We start from the raw sequence: 19,605 nt of genomic DNA, 5'->3' as shown, positions 1-19,605 counted from the left end.
CGTCCGGCGGGCGGGGCCCTGTTGTCGTACCGGCCGTCGGGCGGGTGCGCCCCCTGGTGCCCGTGGGGTACACAGCGGCTTTCGTGGTACCGGTAGGATGGGGCGTTGGCGGTAGTACGGAAGCCGAAATTCCCATCGCAGCTCCAACCGCCTATCGCCCTGACCGCAAGCCCCATAGGAGACCCCACCGTGAAGAGCGCCGTCGAGACTCTGAACCCGACCCGGGTTCGACTCACCGTCGAGGTGCCCTTCGAGGAGCTGAAGCCCAGCCTCGACGCGGCGTATCAGAAGATCAACCAGCAGGTCACCGTCCCGGGTTTCCGCAAGGGCAAGATCCCGAACCGCGTGATCGACCAGCGGTTCGGCCGCGGTGCCGTGCTGGAGGAGGCCGTCAACGACGCGCTGCCGCGCTTCTACACGCAGGCCGTCGACGAGGGCAAGATCGACGTCCTGGGCCAGCCGGACATCACCAACATCGAGGGTGTCGAGACCCTGGTCGACGGCGGTGACCTCAAGTTCACCGCCGAGGTCGACGTCCGCCCGGAGATCACCCTGCCGGAGTTCTCCGAGATCGAGGTCGTCGTCGACCCGATCGAGGTCTCCGACGAGGACGTCGAGAAGTCGCTGCAGCAGCTCCGCGAGCGCTTCTCCTCCGTGAAGGACGTCGAGCGCGCCGCCGCCGAGGGCGACGTCGTGGTCGTCGACCTGGAGGCCAAGGTCGACGGCGAGGTGCCGGAGGACGGCACCGCCACCGGCGTGAGCTACGAGATCGGCTCCGGCCGCCTGCTCGAGGGCATCGACGAGGCCGTGGTCGGCCTGTCCGCCGGCGAGTCCGCGACCTTCACCACCGAGCTCAAGGGCGGCACCCAGGCCGGCAAGAGCTCCGAGGTCACCGTCACCGTGACCACCGTCCAGGAGAAGGAGCTCCCCGAGCTCGACGACGAGTTCGCCCAGCTGGCGAGCGAGTTCGACACCCTGGAGGAGCTCCGCGGCGACTCCCGCAAGCGCCTCGAGCGCATGAAGGAGTTCGACCAGGCCACCCAGGCCCAGGAGAAGGTCCTCGACGAGCTGCTGACCCGGGTCGAGATGGACTACCCGGAGAAGCTCCTCAAGGACGAGGTCGAGACCCGCAAGCACAACCTGGAGCACCACCAGCTGGAGCCGATGGGCCTGACCCTCGACACCTACCTGGCCTCCCAGGACAAGACCCGCGAGGCCTACGACGCGGAGACCGAGGAGCAGGCGAAGAAGGGCATCAAGACCCAGTTCGTCCTGGACTCGATCGTCGCCAAGCTGGAGCTGGGCGTGAACCAGGAGGAGCTCACCGAGCACCTCATCCGCCGTGCCGCCGGCTCGGGCCTCACCCCGGACCAGTTCGCGCAGCAGGTCGTCCAGGGCGGCCAGGTTCCGCTGCTGGTCGGCGAGGTCGCCCGCGGCAAGGCGCTGGCCGCCGTGGTCGAGTCCGCCAAGGTCACCGACACCAACGGTGAGGTCGTCACCTTCGAGGACGACGAGGACGAGACCGAGACCGCGGTGGAGGCTTCCACCGAGGAGGCTGCCGCCGCCGAGGAGACCACCGAGGCCTGAGCCTCGCCGTGACATCCGGCCGTGGGCCCGGACACCTCCTGGTGTCCGGGCCCACTGCGTTGTCCGGCCCTCACCCTGCGCTCACAGCGAACAGGTCTGCGTGAGGGATTCCGGGACCGGGCCTGCGCGTTAGGGTCCATAGACAGCGACACACAAGCAGATCGACTGAGCAGGTGGCTAAGTGACGTTCCCGCAGATGCAGATGCCTGGCCTGATGGCGCCGCACGCCGCCGCCGGCGACGTGCTCGGCGGCCTGGGCGACCAGGTCTACAACCGGCTGCTCAACGAGCGCATCATCTTCCTCGGCCAGCAGGTCGACGACGACATCGCCAACAAGATCACCGCCCAGCTCCTCCTCCTGGCCGCGGACCCGGAGAAGGACATCTACCTCTACATCAACTCCCCGGGCGGCTCCATCTCCGCGGGCATGGCGATCTACGACACCATGCAGTACATCAAGAACGACGTGGTCACCATCGCGATGGGCATGGCCGCCTCGATGGGTCAGTTCCTGCTGACCGCGGGCGCCAAGGGCAAGCGCTTCTCGCTGCCGAACGCCAACATCCTGATGCACCAGCCCTCCGCCGGCCTCGGCGGTTCGGCCACCGACATCAAGATCCAGGCCGAGCAGCTGCTCCGCACCAAGAAGCGGATGTCCGAGCTGATCGCCCAGCACAGCGGCCAGTCCTTCGACCAGATCACCGCCGACTCCGACCGTGACCGCTGGTTCACGCCGGAGGAGGCCAAGGCCTACGGTCTGATCGACGACATCATGCACAGCGCGGCGGACGTCCCCGGCGGCGGCGGCACCGGCGCCGGCCTCGCGGGCTGACGCAGGCAGCAGACCACAGACCGCACGCTTCGGAGGACCACAGAACATGAACATCCCCAGCCTGTCCGGTGCCAAGGCGCGCCTGGAGGACATGCGCGCCGAGGGCCGCTACATCGTGCCGCGCTTCGTCGAGCGCACCTCGCAGGGCATCCGCGAGTACGACCCGTACGCCAAGCTGTTCGAGGAGCGCATCATCTTCCTCGGCTCGCAGGTGGACGACGTCTCGGCGAACGACATCATGGCGCAGCTGATCTGCCTGGAGTCGATGGACCCGGACCGCGACATCTCGCTCTACATCAACTCCCCGGGCGGCTCGTTCACCGCGCTGACCGCGATCTACGACACCATGCAGTTCGTCAAGCCCGACATCCAGACGGTCTGCATGGGCCAGGCCGCCTCGGCCGCCGCGGTCATCCTGGCCGCCGGCACCCCGGGCAAGCGGATGGCGCTGCCGAACGCCCGCGTGCTGATCCACCAGCCGTACACCGAGACCGGCCGCGGCCAGGTGTCGGACCTGGAGATCCAGGCCAACGAGATCTTCCGGATGCGCGCGCAGCTGGAGGAGATGCTGGCCAAGCACTCCAACCGTCCGATCGAGAAGGTCCGCGACGACATCGAGCGCGACAAGATCCTCACCGCCGAGGAGTCGCTGGAGTACGGCCTGGTCGACCAGATCATCTCCACCCGCAAGACCTCGCTGAGCGACTGAGGCCGAGCGGCTCCGGGGCGGGGCGTACACACCGAGGAGTGACGTACGCCCCGCCCCGGGCCGTTCCGCCGGGCGGTTCGGCCCGGCACAATCGAGAGGGAGCGCGGGCGGTCCATGCCCGTACGACGGCATCTGTTCGGTATCAATTCGCCCAGGGCGTAGGGCAGAGCTGTCGAAGTCGGCGGAATTACCGGCTCGGCAGAGTACCGTCGGATAGCGAGACCGACCGCCGACGGCGCAGCCGGTCCACAGCACCAGGCCCCGGAACCCCCGCGGGGCCCCTGGCGAAGGGGAAGCACCTCGTGGCACGCATCGGAGACGGTGGCGACCTGCTCAAGTGCTCGTTCTGCGGCAAGTCGCAGAAGCAGGTGAAGAAGCTGATCGCCGGGCCAGGCGTGTACATCTGCGACGAGTGCATCGACCTCTGCAACGAGATCATCGAGGAGGAGCTCGCGGAGTCCTCGGAGGTCCGTTTCGAGGAGCTGCCGAAGCCCCGCGAGATCTACGAGTTCCTCGACCAGTACGTGGTCGGCCAGGACCTCGCGAAGAAGGCGCTGTCCGTCGCGGTCTACAACCACTACAAGCGCGTCCAGGCCGGGGAGAACGGCCGCGCCGGCAACGGCCGCGAGGACGCCATCGAGCTGGCCAAGTCCAACATCCTGCTGCTCGGCCCGACCGGCTCCGGCAAGACCCTGCTCGCCCAGACCCTGGCCCGGATGCTGAACGTGCCGTTCGCGATCGCGGACGCCACCGCGCTGACCGAGGCCGGATACGTCGGCGAGGACGTCGAGAACATCCTGCTCAAGCTGATCCAGGCGGCGGACTACGACGTCAAGAAGGCCGAGACCGGGATCATCTACATCGACGAGATCGACAAGGTCGCCCGCAAGAGCGAGAACCCGTCGATCACCCGTGACGTCTCCGGCGAGGGCGTGCAGCAGGCGCTGCTGAAGATCCTGGAGGGCACCACCGCCTCGGTGCCGCCGCAGGGCGGCCGCAAGCACCCGCACCAGGAGTTCATCCAGATCGACACGACGAACGTGCTGTTCATCGTGGGCGGTGCCTTCGCCGGTCTGGAGCGGATCATCGAGGGCCGCGCGGGTGCCAAGGGCATCGGCTTCGGCGCGACCATCCGCTCCAAGCGGGAGCAGGACGCGAGCGACCACTTCCGTCAGGTGATGCCGGAGGACCTGGTCAAGTTCGGCATGATCCCCGAGTTCATCGGCCGTCTGCCGGTGATCACCAGCGTGCACAACCTGGACCGCGAGGCGCTGCTGCAGATCCTCACCGAGCCGAAGAACGCGCTGGTCAAGCAGTACCGCAAGCTCTTCGAGCTGGACGGCGTGGAGCTGGAGTTCACCCGGGACGCGCTGGAGGCCATCGCCGACCAGGCGATCCTGCGCGGCACCGGCGCCCGCGGCCTGCGCGCGATCATGGAGGAGGTGCTGATGTCCGTGATGTACGAGGTGCCCTCGCGCCAGGACGTCGCCCGCGTGGTGGTGACCGGGGACGTGGTCTCCAAGCACGCCATCCCGACCCTGGTCCCGCGTGACAAGATCCAGCGCGAGCGGCGCGACAAGTCCGCCTGAGCCGGTCGTCGGAACGGCCCCGCACTCCTGGTGAGTGCGGGGCCGTTCCGCTGTCCGGGCTACTTCGGGATCTCGGAGAGCTGCCGCAGCTCGCGGGCGGCGGCCGCGACCCGGTCCAGGTCGACGGCCTTCCCGGCGGCGTCGAGGTCGACCAGCGTCATCACGGTGCTGCCGTCGGCCCAGGCGCAGAAGCCGACCCGCCGGCCCTGGCTCTCGGTGGTCGCGCAGGACATCCGGCCGCCCAGCGGGCCCGGGTCGACGTCCCGGCGGCCGTCGGTCCGCGCGTCGCCGGCGGCCGCGGCGCCGTCGAACACCGTGTCCACCTGGTCGGACGGCCGCAGCACGTGGCCGTACGCGCCGGCCGCGACCAGCGTCCGCCCGGTCGCCGCGTCCCGGTAGACCGCGCTGACCAGGGCGGTCGGGGTCCAGCGGCCGGAGCCCCGGGCGTAGCCGGACTCCAGCTGGGCGGCCAGCTCCTTGGCGGTCGAGCCGTCCGGATCGGCGGCGAGGCCCTGGAAGCTCGGCGGCAGCACGATCCGGTTCCGGCCGGTCGACGCGGCGGTGTCGTAGACGAAGTAGCCGAGCAGTCCGACGGTGACCAGCAGCGTGCCGCCCACGCAGCCGAGCACCACCCAGAGCGTCCGGCGTGACCTCACTTGGCGACCACGACGGCGTCCCGGACCTGCCGGGCGCGGTCGGCCGCCTGGGCCTGGGTGAGCAGCGAAGTGCCGCCGGTGGGAAGGGTGTTGACGAAGCTCACGGTGCCGAAGGTGGCGTGGTTGGCCCAGATGCAGACCGGGATGTCGGCCTTGCCGCTGGTGGCCACCCCGCACCGGAGCTTGCCGCCCGGGTCCTTGGGGTCCTTGGCGTCGACCGCGGTGGGCTCCTTCTTCCAGGTCAGCTTCTCGTCGCCGCTGCCCTTGACGGCCTGCCCGACGCCGAGCGTGATCAGGGCGTCCGGATCCTTGACCGTGCCCCAGCTGCCGCCGAGGATCAGCAGCTCGGCCGGGGACTTCTGGTAGACCGCGCCGGTCGAGGCCTCCAGGGTCGCCAGGCCCTCGGCGCCGGTGACCGCGCCCCGGTCGGAGGAGGACTTCTTGGTGTAGCCGCCCGGCACGGTGTCGGCGGCGACCACCTTGTACTTGCCGCCGATGCCCGAGCCGGCGGTGGTGCCACCGCCGCCGCCGGGGGAGTCGTCGCCGCTCAGCGCCCAGGCCGCGGCGCCGCCGCCCAGCACCAGCACGCCGATGACCAGGCCGATCAGGAGTCCGTTGCCGCGCTTCGGCGGGGCCGGCGGCTGGTAGCCGTACCCCGGCTGGCCCTGCTGCTGCGGGAAGGGCTGCTGGGGCGGGTACGGCTGCTGCTGCGGCGGCTGCTGCTGGGGGTAGCCGTAGGAGGGCGGCTGCTGGCCGCCGTACGGCGGGGCGGGCTGCTGCGGCTGGCCGTAAGGGGGCTGCGGCGCACCGTAGTTCGGCACGCCGGGCGGCTGCTGCGGCTGCCCCCACGGCTGCTGCGGTTGTCCCTGCGGCGGATACTGCTGCCCCTGCCCCTGGCCGTACATCTGGCGTCTCCCCCGCCGCCGTGGATCGGCGGCCCCTGTCGCGTACGAGTAATTCGGGCACGCTATCGCACGGCGGCGTCGACCCGCCCGGGTGGTTCGGGCAAATGCGGTTCGTAACCGCGCTCCGGAGTTCCGTAAACTGTGCGTCGTGACCGACACGACGAACCAGCGCCCCGACGCCAACGGCCCCGGGGACAACGCAGCCACCCTCCCGACGACCTACGCCCCGGCCGAGGTAGAGGGCGTGCTGTACGAGCGCTGGGTGGAGCGCGGTTACTTCACGGCGGACGCGAAGAGCGACAAGCCGGCGTACACCATCGTCATCCCGCCGCCGAACGTCACCGGCGCGCTGCACCTCGGCCACGCCTTCCAGCACACGCTGATGGACGCCCTCACCCGCCGCAAGCGGATGCAGGGCTTCGAGGCGCTGTGGCTGCCCGGCATGGACCACGCCGGCATCGCCACCCAGAACAAGGTGGAGCAGCAGCTCGCCGAGTCCGGCCTCTCCCGCCACGACCTGGGCCGCGAGGCCTTCGTCGAGAAGGTCTGGGAGTGGAAGGAGAACTACGGCGGCCGGATCCTCGGCCAGATGCGCCGCCTCGGCGACGGCGTCGACTGGTCGCGCGAGCGCTTCACCATGGACGAGGGCCTGTCCCAGGCCGTCCAGACCATCTTCAAGAAGCTCTTCGACGACGGCCTGATCTACCGGGCCGAGCGCATCATCAACTGGTGCCCGCGCTGCCTCACCGCGCTCTCCGACATCGAGGTCGAGCACAAGGACCGCGACGGCGAGCTGGTCTCGATCCGCTACGGCGAGGGCGACGACTCGATCGTGGTCGCCACCACCCGCGCCGAGACGATGCTCGGTGACACCGCGGTCGCCGTCCACCCGGACGACGAGCGCTACAAGCACCTGGTCGGCCGCAGCATCAAGCTGCCGCTGACCGACCGGGAGATCCCGGTCGTCGCCGACGAGCACGTCGACCCGGAGTTCGGCACCGGCGCCGTCAAGGTGACCCCGGCGCACGACCCCAACGACTTCGCCATCGGTCAGCGCCACGGCCTGCCCAACCTGACCGTGATGGACGAGCGCGGTGTCATCACCGTGCACGGCCCGTTCCTCGGCCTGGACCGGCTGGAGGCCCGATCCGCCGTGGTCGGCGCGCTGCGCGAGCAGGGCCGGATCGTCGCCGAGAAGCGGCCGTACGTCCACTCGGTCGGCCACTGCTCGCGCTGCCACACCATCGTCGAGCCGCGGCTGTCGCTGCAGTGGTGGGTCAAGGTCGAGCCGCTGGCGCAGGCCGCCGGCGACGCGGTCCGCGACGGCCGGGTCGAGATCCACCCGAAGGAGCTGGAGCGCCGCTACTTCGACTGGGTCGACAACATGTACGACTGGTGCATCTCGCGCCAGCTCTGGTGGGGCCACCGGATCCCGGTCTGGTACGGCCCCGACGGCGAGGTCGTCTGCGTCGGACCGGACGAGCAGCCGCCGACCGGCGAGGGCTGGCACCAGGACCCGGACGTCCTGGACACCTGGTTCTCCTCCGGCCTGTGGCCGTTCTCCACGCTGGGCTGGCCGGAGAAGACCCCCGACCTGGAGAAGTTCTACCCGACCGACGTCCTGCTGACCGGCCACGACATCATCTTCTTCTGGGTCGCCCGGATGATGATGTTCGGCCTGTACGCGATGGACGGCCAGGCCCCGTTCAAGACGGTCGCCCTGACCGGTCTGGTCCGCGACGAGTTCGGCAAGAAGATGTCGAAGTCGTCCGGCACCGCCGTCGACCCGCTGGACTGGATGGACGCCTACGGCGCCGACGCGGTCCGCTTCACCCTGGCCCGCGGCGCCAACCCCGGCGCCGACGTGCCGATCGGCGAGGACTGGGTCAAGGGCTCCCGGAACTTCTGCAACAAGATCTGGAACGCCACCCGCTTCGCGCTGATGAACGGCGCCACCGTCGAGGGCCCGCTGCCGGCCGCCGAGGAGCTGACCCCGGTCGACCGCTGGATCCTCTCGCGCCTCAACGCGACCGTGGCCGAGGTCGACGCGCTGTACGACGACTACGAGTTCGCCAAGGTCTCGGACGCGCTCTACCACTTCGCCTGGGACGAGGTCTTCGACTGGTACGTCGAGCTCTCCAAGACCACCCTCGCCAAGGGCGGGGCGCAGGCCGACGCGGCCCGCCGGGTGCTCGGCGAGGTCCTGGACCTCACCCTGCGCCTGCTGCACCCGGTGGTCCCGTTCGTCACCGACACCCTGTGGACCACCCTCACCGGCGCCGAGTCGCTGGTGGTCACCGAGTGGCCGAAGGACTCCGGCTTCCGCGACGCGGAGGCCGAGGCCGAGATCGCCACGCTGCAGCAGGTGGTCACCGAGGTCCGTCGCTTCCGCTCGGACCAGGGCCTGCAGCCCGCGCAGCGCGTCCCCGCGCAGCTGGAGCTGGCCGGCACCGTGCTCGGCGTCCACGAGGACGCGATCCGCTCGCTGCTGCGCCTGACCGTTCCGGAGGAGGGCTTCACCGCCACCGCCTCGCTGCCGGTCGCCGGCGCGACGGTCTCGCTGGACCTGTCCGGCACCATCGATGTCGCGGCGGAGCGCAAGCGCCTCGCCAAGGACCTCGCGGCCGCCGAGAAGGAGAAAGCGCAGACCACCGCGAAGCTCGGCAACGAGGCGTTCCTCGCCAAGGCGCCGGACGACGTGGTCGCCAAGATCCGCACCCGCCAGGAGGCCGCCGAGGCCGACATCGTCCGGATCACCGCCCAGCTCGCGGCGCTGCCGCAGGGCTGATCCGACAGCGGTTCGCCAGGGCCGCCGTCCCGTGCAACGGGGCGGCGGCCCTTCGCCGTTCCCGGGCGTAAAGAATTGCGCCGGGGAATTCCGGCGTCCCTCGTTCGGCGCATTCCCGGTGCCCGTAGACGTGTACAAAGGACGCCATGTGGGGAGGTGGGGCGGGCGGGCAGCCAATAGCGCGGTGCGGATCACCGGTTTATCGAATTCATTTCCACGGCGGCGTGCGCGCGCAACACCGGGTTCGCAGTTCGCCTGTGTACGGTGGGCGGAAGTTCCCATTCGAGCGGCACGACTTGACGGGAGGCACGGCATGGCGGTGACCAGGGAGTTGGCCGAGGAGCTGCCGGCCGAGGCGGTTCACGAGGCCAAGGCCCGGGCGGCGACGCTGCTGCTGGCATTCCGGCACGGCAACCAGCTCGCCTTCGACGAGGAGCTCGACCTGCTCCTCGCCGAGCACGCGGAACGCGAGGTGACGACGCTCCTGGTGTGGATCGCCGCCGAGGCCGTCCGCAAGGCCTACGCCCCGGAGGTCGCCGACCGGGTGCTGCGTGCGCTCGCCCGGCGCGCGCCGGCCGACACGGCGGCGGTCGCGGTCGACGAGGAGATGGCCGGGGCCGCGCGGCTGCTGGAGGCGGTCGGGGCGGGGGACGTCGACGGCGTGCGGAACCTGGTGGCGGCGACGCCCGACACCACGTACCTGCTGGGCGGGCTGCTGCAGGCGGTGGCGATGATGCTGCCGCTCCTCCCGGACGGCGAGGCGGAGGAGATCGCGGCGGAGCTCCGCCGCCGCCACCACGGCCGGCTGATCCAGGTCCCCGAGGCCCGACGGAGCTAGGGGCTCGGGGGCCTGCGGGGCCGACCACCGGATCGGCCCCGTGACGGGGGCGGCCGGCCGCGCCCCCGGCGAAGCGCTTACGGCATGGCGTGCAGGTGGGAGCCGACGGTGTTGGCGATGCCGTTGCCGGCCTTCGCGTCCCAGTTGGTGGACCAGGTCATCGCTCCGCCGATGCCGGGCCACTTGGTGTCGGGCTTGAAGGTGCCGCAGTTGGTGCCGCCGGCGAGGCAGTCGAGGGCGGCGTTGACCGTCGCCGGGCTGACGTAGCCGCCGCCGGCCGCGCTGGTGGAGGCGGGCACGCCCAGGCCGACCTGGCTCGGTGCGAGGCCGCCCTTGAGCTGGATGCAGGCGAGCGCGGTCAGGAAGTTGACGGTGCCCTGCGCGTACACCCCGCCGTCACAGCCGAGCATCGTGCCGCTGTTGTAGTACTGCATGTTGACGATGGTCAGGATGTCCTTGGTGTTCAGCGCCAGCTTGAAGTACTCGTTCCCGGTCGACTGCATGTCGATCGTCTGCGGCGCCATGGTGAGCACGAACCCGCTCCCGACCTTCGACGCCAGCGAGTGCAGCGCCTGCCCCATGTAGGTGGCGTTGACGCCGTTCTCCAGGTCGATGTCGACGCCGTCGAAGCCGTACTGCTGGATCACCGAGTAGGCGGTGGTGGCGAAGGTGGTGGCGGCGGTGGAGTTGGAGACGGAGACGGTGCCGTTCTGGCCGCCGACGGAGACGACCACTTTCTTGCCGGCTGCCCGCTTGGCGGCGATGTCCGCCTTGAACTGGGCCTCGGTGTAGCCGCCGAGCCGGCTGGAGAGGGTGCTGTCCAGGGTGAAGCTGATGCCGCCCTGGGTGGCGGTGGCGTCGGCGAAGGACACGGCGATGATGTCGTACGCGGCGGGGACGTCGCTGATCCGCTGCACGGTGGCGCCGTTGTCGAAGTTCTGCCAGTAGCCGGTCAGCCGGTGCTTGTTGGGCGGCTGGCTGGTGCTGGAGGAGGGCGACGGCGAGGTGGAGGTGGACGGCGACGGCGAGGTGGAGCTGCTCGGGGTCGGGCTGACCGAGGTACTGGAACCGGAGGGGCTGGGCGAGGCGTCGCCCGGGCCGACCATGGAGACCCGGTCGACCAGGTAGGCGCTCTGTCCGTACCAGCCGTGGAACCACACCGAGACCGAGGTGGTGGACGGTCCGGTGGTGAAGGTGGTGGTGAGCGTGGTCCAGGTGGTGGAGGAGGTCCAGGTGGACGGGTCGGTGCCGCCGGTGCCGGTGGCGCCGAGGAACACGTAGGAGCCCTGGACCTGGGCGGTCAGCCTGTAGGTCGAGGACGGCTTCACGGTGACCTGTTGGCTGCACTGGGCGTAGTCCGAGCCGGCCGGGGTGCCCTGGAGGTCCCAGCCGGTCGCGGTGCTGTTGACCGGGGCGACCCCGGTCGGGCAGGACCACGGCGCGATGTGGTTGCCGGAGGCGAAGTCGCCGTTGCGGACGACGTCCACGTCGGCGGCGGCCGCGGTGCCGGACTGGCCGGCCAGCAGCAGGCCGACCAGGGCCAGCACGGTGGCGACCAGGGCGGCGAGTGGCGCTCTGGCGGTGTGGCGGTGTGGTGCACGCATGCCATCTCCATGTGGGGGAGTGGGGGATGGGGAGTGCGGTGCAGGGAGTGTGTCACACGGTGGAGTAGACCAATTGCGGTGTCAAGGGGGCGAGTTGCCCCAGTGTCAGGCGGCGGCGAGTTCCGGGACCGCGAGCGCGGCGGTCAGCCGGGCGATCCGTTCGGAGGCGTGGCCGTCGCCGTACGGGCTCGGCGTGGCGGCGAGCCGGGCGAGCCGGGCGTCGCGGTCGGCGAGCCAGTCGGCGGCGAGCAGGCCGAGTTCGGGCCCGGGGGAGACCAGGGCGGCGAAGCCGGCGTCCACGGCCTCGGGCCGTTCGGTGGAGCGGCGGACCACCAGCAGCGGGCGGCCGAGCACGGTGCACTCCTCCTGGACGCCGCCGGAGTCGGAGACCAGCAGCGCGGCGTGCCGGGCCAGTCCGAGGAAGTCGGCGTACCCGAGCGGTTCGACCACCTGCAGCCGCTCCAGCAGCGCGGTGAGGGCGTACCGCTCGACGGCGGCCCGGGTTCGCGGGTGGAGCGGGAGCAGGACGGCGGTGCCGGCCCGGGCGATCCGGTCGAGTTCGCCGAGGACGGCGCCGAGCGCGTCCGCGGTGTCGGTGTTCTCCGGGCGGTGGACGGTGGCCAGCACGTACCGGTCGGGGGTGAGCGCGTACCGGCTCAGCAGGGCGTGGCGCCTTCGCGCGGAGGGGAGTTGGCGGCGGACGACCTCGACGACGGTGTTGCCGGTGACGCTGATCCGCCGGTCGGGGATGCGCTCGGCGCGCAGGTTGGCCGCGTTGGCGGGGGTGGCGGCGCACAGCAGGTCGGCGATGTGGTCGACCATGACCCGGTTGTGCTCCTCGGGCATGGCGCGGTCGTGGCTGCGCAGCCCGGCCTCGACGTGCACCAGCGGGATGCCGCGGGCGTTGGCGGCGAGGGCGCCGGCCAGGGTGGCGTTGGTGTCGCCCTGGACGATGACGGCGGTCGGGCGGTCGGTGTCGAAGGCGGTGTCGAGCTGGCCGAGCGAGGCGGCGATCTGGCCGGCCCGCGGGCGGCCGCCGACGCCGGTGAGCAGTTCGGGCTCGGGGAGGTCGAGTTCGCGCAGGAAGCGGCCGGACATCGCCTCGTCCCAGTGCTGCCCGGTGTGGACCAGGCGGGCGGCGGGGCCGAGTTCGTGGATCAGCGGCGCGAGCTTGACCAGTTCCGGCCTGGTGCCGAGGACCACGGCGACGCTCTGCGGGCGCAGGTGGTGGGCGGTCATGTCGGTGACTCCTTCCGGTCAGGCTTCGAGCGCGGTGGGGGCGCCGGCGGCGGTGGACTCGGCGTTGCGCCGGGTCTTGGCCCAGCCGTTGCGGCCGAGCAGGATCCGGACGGCGGCACGGACGCCGACCAGGAAGACGTGGTACGTGTACAGCCAGAGGCCGGCGCCCCAGAGCAGGCCGGTCAGCCGGGAGCGGTCCGGGTGGTGGTGGCGGCGGTAGGAGGTGCCCCAGAACACCAGCGGCAGCGCGGCGAGCACGAAGGCGGCGACCATCAGCGGGCCGAACCGGGACGCGAAGGCGGCGGCGTCGTCGGCGAAGAAGAACCGGGTCGCCAGGGTGATGCCGACCGACAGCGGGGTGAGCACCACCAGGGCGACGGCGGCCAGCGGCTGGAGGAAGGTGTAGAGCACCTCGGCCTTGCCGGACCAGCCGTACTCGCGGGAGCGCAGCACCCGGCCGGTGTACCGCAGGCACTGCAGGTTGCCCTGGGCCCAGCGGGTGCGCTGGGTGAGGAAGCGCCGACCGGAGACCAGGCCCTCCTGGGAGACCCGGACCTCGTGCACGTGGGTGAGCCGGTAGCCGGCCAGCCGCAGTTCGAGCCCGGACTCGTAGTCCTCCAGCAGGGCCCGCTCGGGCCAGGGCCTGCCGCCGCCGTCGGCGAGCTCGTCCAGGGCGGCGAGCCGGACGAACTGGCCGTTCCCGCCGAGGCCGACCGAGCCGGTGCGGCGGCGCAGCAGCTGCATGCCGGCGTTGGCGGCCTGGAACTCGATGTCCTGCATCCGGACCAGGGTGCGGGCGGCGGCGTTGGCGAGCCGGCCGCGTTCGGGCAGCGGGCGCCGCTCGCCGGCGTTGCGCATCATGACGCCGATCTGGACGGCGCCGGTGTCGGGGCGGCCCATCGCCCGGTCGTTGGCGACCTGGGGGAGGGTGCCGGGCTCCAGGCGGCCGTCGGCGTCGACCACGCCGAGCACCACGCGCTCGTGGTCGGCGTCGGCGGGGAGCAGGGCGGAGATCGCGCGGTAGGCGGCGTTGAGGGCGGCGCCCTTGCCGATCCGGGCGTCCGGACGGCGGCGCTCGACCAGGTGGATCCGCGGGTCCTGAGCGGCGGCGGCCAGCACGAGCTCGCCGGTGCGGTCCTCGCTGTGGTCGTCGACCACCCACAGGTGGGCCTGCGGGCAGCTCGCGCGGAGCGCGGCGAGGGTGGCGGTGATCACCGTCTCCTCGTCGCGGCAGGGGATCACCAGGTGCCACTGGAAGGCGTCGGCGTCGCCCGGCGCGGCGGGCCGGTTGGCGCGGTGGGCGCGGGCGGATCCGCTCCAGTAGAGCAGGAAGCGGCCGAAGACCAGGAGCATGTAGACCAGCAGGGCCAGCGACAGCAGGTGGGCGGTCGCCAGGACCGCCTCCCGGTGGGTGGTGAATAACTGATCCATCGAAGGCCCCAATCGGCATGCTTCTTCAAACTGAAGGGTGAGCGCCGCAATGCGCCATCATTTCGATGGTAAACGATCGACTTTGCCAATTCTTGGTGAGGTGATGGCGGTCACCGGACCGGGAGTGCGAAGGGCGCCCCTGCGCGAGTCCTAGACTTGGGGGGTGACCGAGAAGGCCGGGCAGAACCCGTACACCATCCGACCCGGCGGCGAGGCCGCCGACGGCGTCGACGCCGAGCTGCGCGCCGTCGAGCTGGAGCTGTCCAAGCGCTGGCCCGAGAACAAGATCGAGCCCTCGCTCGACCGCATCGCGGCGCTGATGGACATCCTCGGCCAACCCCAGCGCTCGTACCCGTCCATCCACATCACGGGCACCAACGGCAAGACCTCCACCGCCCGCATGATCGAGCGCCTGCTCGGCTCCTTCGAGCTGCGCACCGGCCGGTACACCAGCCCGCACGTGGAGTCGGTCACCGAGCGGATCAGCCTGGACGGCGCGCCGATCGACGTGGAGAAGTTCGTCGAGACCTTCCGCGACATCGAGCCCTACGTGCGGATGGTCGACGACACCCAGCCGATCGCGCTCTCCTTCTTCGAGGTGCTGACCGGCATGGCGTACGCCTGCTTCGCCGACGCCCCGGTGGACGTCGCCGTGGTCGAGGTCGGCATGGGCGGCACCTGGGACGCCACCAACGTGATCGACGCCGTCGTCTCGGTGATCACCCCGATCGGCCTGGACCACACCGACCGGCTCGGCGACACCACCGGCAAGATCGGCAAGGAGAAGGCCGGCATCATCAAGCCCGGCGCGCTCGCCGTGGTCGCCCAGCAGCCGCTGGACGCCGCCGAGTCCGTCCTGCGCCGCGCGGTCGAGGTGGACGCCACGGTGGCCCGCGAGGGCATGGAGTTCGGCGTGATCCGCCGGGAGGTCGCGGTCGGCGGCCAGGTGGTCACCCTGCGCGGCCTCGGCGGCCACGAGTACGAGGACGTCTTCATCCCGCTGCACGGCGCCTACCAGGCGCACAACGCGGCGCTCGCGCTGGCCGCCGTGGAGGCGTTCTTCGGCGTCGGCGGCGCGTCCGGCGGCGCGCTGGACGAGGAGAAGGTCCGGGCGGCGTTCTCCGGCGTCTCCTCCCCGGGCCGCCTGGAGGTGGTCCGCCGCAGCCCCACCGTGATCCTGGACGCCGCGCACAACCCGCACGGCGCCGAGGCCGCGGTCTCCGCGCTCGGCGAGGCCTTCGGCTTCACCAAGCTGGTCGGCGTGATCGCCACCAGCGGCGACAAGGACGTCTCCGGCCTGCTGGAGGCGTACGAACCGGTGCTGGCCGAGGTGGTCGTCACCCAGAACTCCACCCACCGCGCGATGCCGGTCGACCGGCTCGCCGCGCTCGCGGTGGAGATCTTCGGTGAGGATCGCGTGCAGGTCGAGCCCCGACTGGACGACGCCATCGAGGCGGCGATCACCCTGGCCGAGGAGGAGGACCTGGGCGGCGCGGGCGTGCTGGTCACCGGTTCGGTCATCACGGTGGGCGAGGCGCGCCTGCTGTTCGGAAGGAAGTAGCCGCCGATGCGGACCCTGTGCTCCTCGACGCTGATCGGCGAGGCCCTGCTGATCCTGTTCGCCGGACTGGTCGCGATGAAGCTGACCGACGTCGGCGCCGGCACGATCTGGCTGGTCAGCGGCCTGGCCATGCTGCTGTGCGTGCTGCTCTGCGGCGTGATCACCCGGCCCGGCGCGGTCTGGGTCGGCTGGGCCCTGCAGCTGGGCATCCTGGCCAGTGGTCTGGTCCTGCCGACCATGTACGCGTTCGGCGTGATCTTCACCGGCCTGTGGTGGTGCTCGGTGCACTACGGCCGGAAGATCGACGAGATCAAGGCGGCCAGGGAGGCCTCCGCGGCGCCCGCCGCACAGCCCGCCTGACCTGCCCCGGGCCGTTCACGTCGGGGCCCGGGGCCCGGGGTAGGGTCTGCGGTACACCGCACGCACGACCCGATCCCCAGGAGCCGCCCCGTGTCCCAGCGCACTCTCGTCCTGCTCAAGCCCGACGCCGTCCAGCGTGGTCTGGCCGGCGAGATCATCAGCCGGATCGAGCGCAAGGCCGGCTGGCGCTTCGCCGCGATCGAGCTGCGGACCTTCGACCGCGCGACGCTGGAGCAGCACTACGCCGAGCACGTCGGCCGGCCGTTCTACGAGCCGCTGCTGGAGTTCATGACCTCGGGCCCGTCGATCGCGCTGATCGTCGAGGGTGAGAACGTCGTCCCCGGCATCCGGGCGCTGGCCGGTGCCACCGACCCGCTGCAGGCCGGGGCCGGCACCATCCGCGGCGACTACGCGACGATCACCCGCGAGAACCTGATCCACGCCTCCGACTCGCCGGAGTCGGCCGAGCGCGAGATCAAGATCTTCTTCCCCTCGCACGCCTGACCACCCGGGGTGCGGGGCGGCTGCCGCCCCGCACCCCGCGGTGCTGCCCGCCATCTGGGCGTTAATCGTCAAATCACGGAACCCGGCTGCCCGACACGGCGTCCAATGCCACGGGAAGCCGCTCCGCGCACGGAGAATGGGCAGCATGCCGTACCCGCCGCTCGCGACGACCGGCGTGGCTACGATGGACCCCAACTCACGGGCCCGGTGCGGCTGCTCAGCTGCCGTCAGCCCCCGCACGGGCCCGCGCGGCCGGCCCGCTCCCCGCCATTGATCCGAACTCGGGAAGGCACTCCACATCCCATGGCGAACAACCTGTCGTTCATCGGCCGGGACTTGGCGATCGACCTCGGCACTGCCAACACCCTGGTGTACGTCAGGGGCAAGGGGATCGTGCTCAACGAGCCGTCGGTGGTCGCGGTGAACACCAACACCGGCGGCATCCTGGCGGTGGGCGCCGAGGCGAAGAAGATGATCGGCCGCACGCCGGGCAACATCGTCGCCATCCGCCCGCTGAAGGACGGCGTGATCGCCGACTTCGAGATCACCGAGCGGATGCTGCGCTACTTCATCCTGAAGATCCACCGCCGCCGCTACCTGGCCCGCCCCCGGGTCGTGGTCTGCGTGCCGTCCGGCATCACCGGGGTCGAGCGCCGCGCCGTGATCGAGGCCAGCGCCCAGGCCGGCGCGCGCCAGGTGCACATCATCGAGGAGCCGATGGCGGCCGCGATCGGCGCCGGCCTGCCGGTGCACGAGCCGACCGGCAACATGGTGGTCGACATCGGCGGCGGCACCACCGAGGTCGCGGTCATCTCGCTCGGCGGGATCGTCACCGCGCAGTCCCTGCGGGTCGCCGGCGACGAGCTGGACAACGCGATCGTCCAGCACATCAAGAAGGAGTACAGCCTGCTGCTCGGCGAGCGCTCCGCCGAGCAGATCAAGATGTCGATCGGCTCCGCCTTCGCGCTGGACGGCGAGAAGGACGAGCACGCCGAGATCCGCGGCCGCGACCTGGTCTCCGGCCTGCCGAAGACCGTCGTGATCTCCGCCGCCGAGGTGCGCGAGGCGATCGACGAGCCGGTCAACTCCATCATCGACGCGGTGAAGACCACCCTCGACCAGTGCCCCCCGGAGCTGGCCGGAGACGTGATGGACCGCGGCATCGTGCTGACCGGCGGCGGCGCCCTGCTGCGCGGCCTGGACGAGCGGCTGCGCCGCGAGACCGGCATGCCGATCCACATCGCGGAGAACCCGCTGGACTCGGTGGCGATCGGCGCCGGCAAGTGCGTCGAGGAGTTCGAGGCGCTCCAGCAGGTTCTCGACGCCCAGCCGCGTCGTTGACAGGGCACAGCCTCCAGCACGCCGACCGAACAGAGACACACCGTACGAAGGGGCAGCTCCAGCACCGTGAGGGACACACGCGAGAGCCGACTACTGCTCATCCTGCTGGTCGCCGTCGCCTTCGCGCTGATCACCGTCGACATCAAGGGCGGCGAGGACTCGCCGCTCGGCGGCGCCCGCCGGGCCGCGGCCAGTGCGCTCGGCCCGGTGGAGCGCGGCGCGGCCGGAGCCGTCGACCCGGTCGCCGGGTACGTCCGGGCCATCCGTGACGCCTCCACCCACCAGCAGCGCCTCGACCAGGCCACCAGGGAGAACGCCGAGCTGCGCCAGCGGCTCGCCTCCTCGGACGCCGCCACCGGCCGGACCAAGCAGCTCGACGAGATGCTGCGCACCGCCGGCGCCGGCGGATACACCGTCAAGGCCGCCCAGGTGATCGCGATCGGCCCGGCCCAGGGCTTCTCCTGGACCATCACCATCGACGCCGGCAGCGACGACGGCCTGACCCGCGACATGACCGTCATCAACGGCCAGGGCCTGGTCGGCCGGATCACCACGGTCGCCCCGACCACCGCCACCGTGCTGCTCGCCTCCGACCCCGGCTTCACCGCCGGCGTCCGGCTGGAGGGCAACAACGAGATCGGCTTCGCGGCCGGCCAGGGCACCGGCCCGATGAAGATCCAGCTGCTGAACGGCCGCGCCCAGGTCAAGGAGGGCGACCGGCTGGTCACCTTCGGCTCGCACAGCGGCCGCCCGTTCGTCCCCGGCGTCCCGGTCGGCAAGGTGGTCCAGGTCGAGGCCACCCCCGGCCAGCTCACCAAGACCATCCAGGTCGAGCCGTTCGTCCAGTTCACCCGGCTCGACCTGGTCGGCGTGGTCGTCGTCCCGCCGCGCACCGACCCGCGCGACGCCGTCCTGCCGCCCGCCACCGCCGCCACGACGGCCGCCGCGCCCGCCCCGGCGGCACCGGCCGCCGCCGCGCCGCCCACCACCACGGGGGGACACTGACCGTGCGCATCAACCGGATCGCCCTCTCCGGCGTCCTGCTGCTGCTCGCCCTGCTGATCCAGGTCAGCGTGCTCGGCCGGCTCCAGCTGCCCGGCGCCACCCCAGACCTGCTGCTCCTCGTGGTGGTCGGCCTCGCCCTGGTCTACGGCCCGTCCGGCGGCTGCGCGGTCGGCTTCGCCGGCGGCCTGCTCGCCGACCTCGCCCCGCCCTCCGACCACGCGATCGGCCGCTACGCCCTGGTCCTCTGCCTGATGGGCTACGCCGCCGGCCTGCTGCGCCCCGATGGCGGCCGGCAGCGCTCGGCGCTCAGCGCGCTCCTGGTGGTGGCCGGCGCCGCGATCGTCTCCACCCTGCTGTACGCGATGGTCGGCGCCCTGGTCGGCGACACCGCCGCCCGGCACGTCGGCCTGACCGGCCTGGTGTTCTCCGCCCTCCTGTACGACGTGCTGCTCGCCCCGTTCGTGGTGCCCGCGGTGATGCTGCTGGCCCGCCGGTTCGACGGCGACCGGGTCGTCTCCGAGTCCCCGCGCGGCGCCGACGGCGGCTCCGGACTCGGCGCGCTGGCGCGGTACAAGACCACCCGTGAGGTATCCAGCGGCCCGACGTACGCCAAGAAGCGGCGCATGCCCGGCCTCGCCAAGCGGCCCTGACCGAGA

17 protein-coding genes are annotated in these 19,605 nt (G+C 71.5%); 12 read left to right on the top strand and 5 right to left on the bottom strand.

Features of this window, described 5'->3' with window-relative positions; all coding sequences use genetic code 11:
- Positions 1-189: 189 nt before the first annotated feature.
- From tig to clpX, 4 genes are all read left to right on the top strand, one after another.
- The gene (tig, locus tag ABEB06_RS13260) at positions 190-1,587 is read left to right on the top strand and encodes a trigger factor (RefSeq protein ID WP_345697061.1); all 1,398 of its coding nucleotides are present in this window, start codon (positions 190-192) and stop codon (positions 1,585-1,587) included.
- Positions 1,588-1,789: 202 nt separating this feature from the next.
- On the top strand, positions 1,790-2,419 hold the full coding sequence (locus ABEB06_RS13255; RefSeq protein ID WP_425559772.1) for an ATP-dependent Clp protease proteolytic subunit: 630 nt from the start codon (positions 1,790-1,792) through the stop codon (positions 2,417-2,419).
- A 46-nt stretch (positions 2,420-2,465) separates the two neighbouring features.
- The gene (locus ABEB06_RS13250; RefSeq protein WP_345697059.1) at positions 2,466-3,128 is read left to right on the top strand and encodes an ATP-dependent Clp protease proteolytic subunit; all 663 of its coding nucleotides are present in this window, start codon (positions 2,466-2,468) and stop codon (positions 3,126-3,128) included.
- 302 nt (positions 3,129-3,430) lie between these two features.
- Entirely contained in the window at positions 3,431-4,717 is a 1,287-nt protein-coding gene (gene clpX / locus ABEB06_RS13245) for an ATP-dependent Clp protease ATP-binding subunit ClpX (protein WP_253798217.1), read from the top strand.
- A gap of 59 nt (positions 4,718-4,776) precedes the next feature.
- On the opposite strand, the gene ABEB06_RS13240 is transcribed toward clpX, so the two are convergent.
- Both ABEB06_RS13240 and ABEB06_RS13235 read right to left on the bottom strand, forming a co-directional pair.
- Positions 4,777-5,373, bottom strand: coding sequence for a hypothetical protein (locus ABEB06_RS13240; RefSeq protein ID WP_345697058.1), 597 nt, complete (start codon positions 5,371-5,373; stop codon positions 4,777-4,779).
- Positions 5,370-6,278 (bottom strand): hypothetical protein, encoded by a 909-nt coding sequence (locus ABEB06_RS13235; RefSeq protein ID WP_345697057.1) that lies wholly within the window; start codon positions 6,276-6,278, stop codon positions 5,370-5,372. The genes ABEB06_RS13240 and ABEB06_RS13235 overlap by 4 nt, the downstream gene beginning before the upstream one ends.
- Positions 6,279-6,426: 148 nt before the next feature.
- Between ABEB06_RS13235 and ABEB06_RS13230 the strand changes: the two genes are divergently transcribed.
- The gene (locus tag ABEB06_RS13230; RefSeq protein ID WP_345697056.1) at positions 6,427-9,066 is read left to right on the top strand and encodes a valine--tRNA ligase; all 2,640 of its coding nucleotides are present in this window, start codon (positions 6,427-6,429) and stop codon (positions 9,064-9,066) included.
- A gap of 313 nt (positions 9,067-9,379) precedes the next feature.
- Positions 9,380-9,904 (top strand): hypothetical protein, encoded by a 525-nt coding sequence (locus ABEB06_RS13225; RefSeq protein WP_345697055.1) that lies wholly within the window; start codon positions 9,380-9,382, stop codon positions 9,902-9,904.
- A gap of 77 nt (positions 9,905-9,981) precedes the next feature.
- Here the strand turns inward: ABEB06_RS13225 and ABEB06_RS13220 are convergent, their stop codons facing one another.
- The 3 genes from ABEB06_RS13220 to ABEB06_RS13210 all read right to left on the bottom strand — a co-directional run bounded on the left by ABEB06_RS13220 (position 9,982) and on the right by ABEB06_RS13210 (position 14,178).
- Positions 9,982-11,508 carry a chitinase gene (locus ABEB06_RS13220; protein ID WP_345697054.1) on the bottom strand — a complete coding sequence of 509 codons (1,527 nt, stop codon included), beginning with the start codon at positions 11,506-11,508 and terminating at the stop codon, positions 9,982-9,984.
- Positions 11,509-11,613: 105 nt separating this feature from the next.
- Complete coding sequence (gene wecB, locus ABEB06_RS13215; RefSeq protein ID WP_345697053.1) at positions 11,614-12,747, bottom strand: non-hydrolyzing UDP-N-acetylglucosamine 2-epimerase; 1,134 nt, start codon at positions 12,745-12,747, stop codon at positions 11,614-11,616.
- A gap of 18 nt (positions 12,748-12,765) precedes the next feature.
- A complete protein-coding gene (locus ABEB06_RS13210) occupies positions 12,766-14,178 on the bottom strand; it encodes an XrtP-associated glycosyltransferase (RefSeq protein WP_345697052.1) in 1,413 nt (470 codons plus the stop codon).
- A 163-nt stretch (positions 14,179-14,341) separates the two neighbouring features.
- On the opposite strand from ABEB06_RS13210, the gene folC reads away from it, so the two are divergent.
- The 6 genes from folC (at position 14,342) to mreD (ending at position 19,599) form a co-directional block, all read left to right on the top strand.
- Positions 14,342-15,739, top strand: a complete 1,398-nt coding sequence (gene folC / locus ABEB06_RS13205) for a bifunctional tetrahydrofolate synthase/dihydrofolate synthase (RefSeq protein ID WP_425559619.1) — start codon at positions 14,342-14,344, stop codon at positions 15,737-15,739.
- Between the two features lie 6 nt (positions 15,740-15,745).
- On the top strand, positions 15,746-16,099 hold the full coding sequence (locus ABEB06_RS13200) for a DUF4233 domain-containing protein (RefSeq protein ID WP_345697051.1): 354 nt from the start codon (positions 15,746-15,748) through the stop codon (positions 16,097-16,099).
- Between the two features lie 90 nt (positions 16,100-16,189).
- Complete coding sequence (ndk, locus tag ABEB06_RS13195) at positions 16,190-16,603, top strand: nucleoside-diphosphate kinase (protein WP_345697050.1); 414 nt, start codon at positions 16,190-16,192, stop codon at positions 16,601-16,603.
- Between the two features lie 315 nt (positions 16,604-16,918).
- A complete protein-coding gene (locus ABEB06_RS13190) occupies positions 16,919-17,944 on the top strand; it encodes a rod shape-determining protein (protein WP_345701829.1) in 1,026 nt (341 codons plus the stop codon).
- A gap of 66 nt (positions 17,945-18,010) precedes the next feature.
- Entirely contained in the window at positions 18,011-18,949 is a 939-nt protein-coding gene (mreC, locus tag ABEB06_RS13185; protein WP_345697049.1) for a rod shape-determining protein MreC, read from the top strand.
- Between the two features lie 2 nt (positions 18,950-18,951).
- Positions 18,952-19,599, top strand: coding sequence for a rod shape-determining protein MreD (gene mreD / locus ABEB06_RS13180; protein ID WP_345697048.1), 648 nt, complete (start codon positions 18,952-18,954; stop codon positions 19,597-19,599).
- Positions 19,600-19,605: the final 6 nt, after the last annotated feature.

Origin of the sequence: Kitasatospora terrestris, from assembly GCF_039542905.1 — a bacterium.
Lineage (GTDB): Bacteria > Actinomycetota > Actinomycetes > Streptomycetales > Streptomycetaceae > Kitasatospora > Kitasatospora terrestris.
This window is presented reverse-complemented; position numbering and strand designations above follow the sequence as displayed.

Coding starts and splice junctions, on each gene's coding strand:
- ABEB06_RS13255 (WP_425559772.1), top strand. CDS start 1,790: ATGCCTGGCCTGATGGCGCCGCACGCCGCCGCCGGCGACGTGCTCGGC.
- ABEB06_RS13250 (WP_345697059.1), top strand. CDS start 2,466: ATGAACATCCCCAGCCTGTCCGGTGCCAAGGCGCGCCTGGAGGACATG.
- ABEB06_RS13235 (WP_345697057.1), bottom strand. CDS start 6,278: ATGTACGGCCAGGGGCAGGGGCAGCAGTATCCGCCGCAGGGACAACCG.
- ABEB06_RS13225 (WP_345697055.1), top strand. CDS start 9,380: ATGGCGGTGACCAGGGAGTTGGCCGAGGAGCTGCCGGCCGAGGCGGTT.
- ABEB06_RS13220 (WP_345697054.1), bottom strand. CDS start 11,508: ATGCGTGCACCACACCGCCACACCGCCAGAGCGCCACTCGCCGCCCTG.
- wecB (WP_345697053.1), bottom strand. CDS start 12,747: ATGACCGCCCACCACCTGCGCCCGCAGAGCGTCGCCGTGGTCCTCGGC.
- ABEB06_RS13210 (WP_345697052.1), bottom strand. CDS start 14,178: ATGGATCAGTTATTCACCACCCACCGGGAGGCGGTCCTGGCGACCGCC.
- ABEB06_RS13200 (WP_345697051.1), top strand. CDS start 15,746: ATGCGGACCCTGTGCTCCTCGACGCTGATCGGCGAGGCCCTGCTGATC.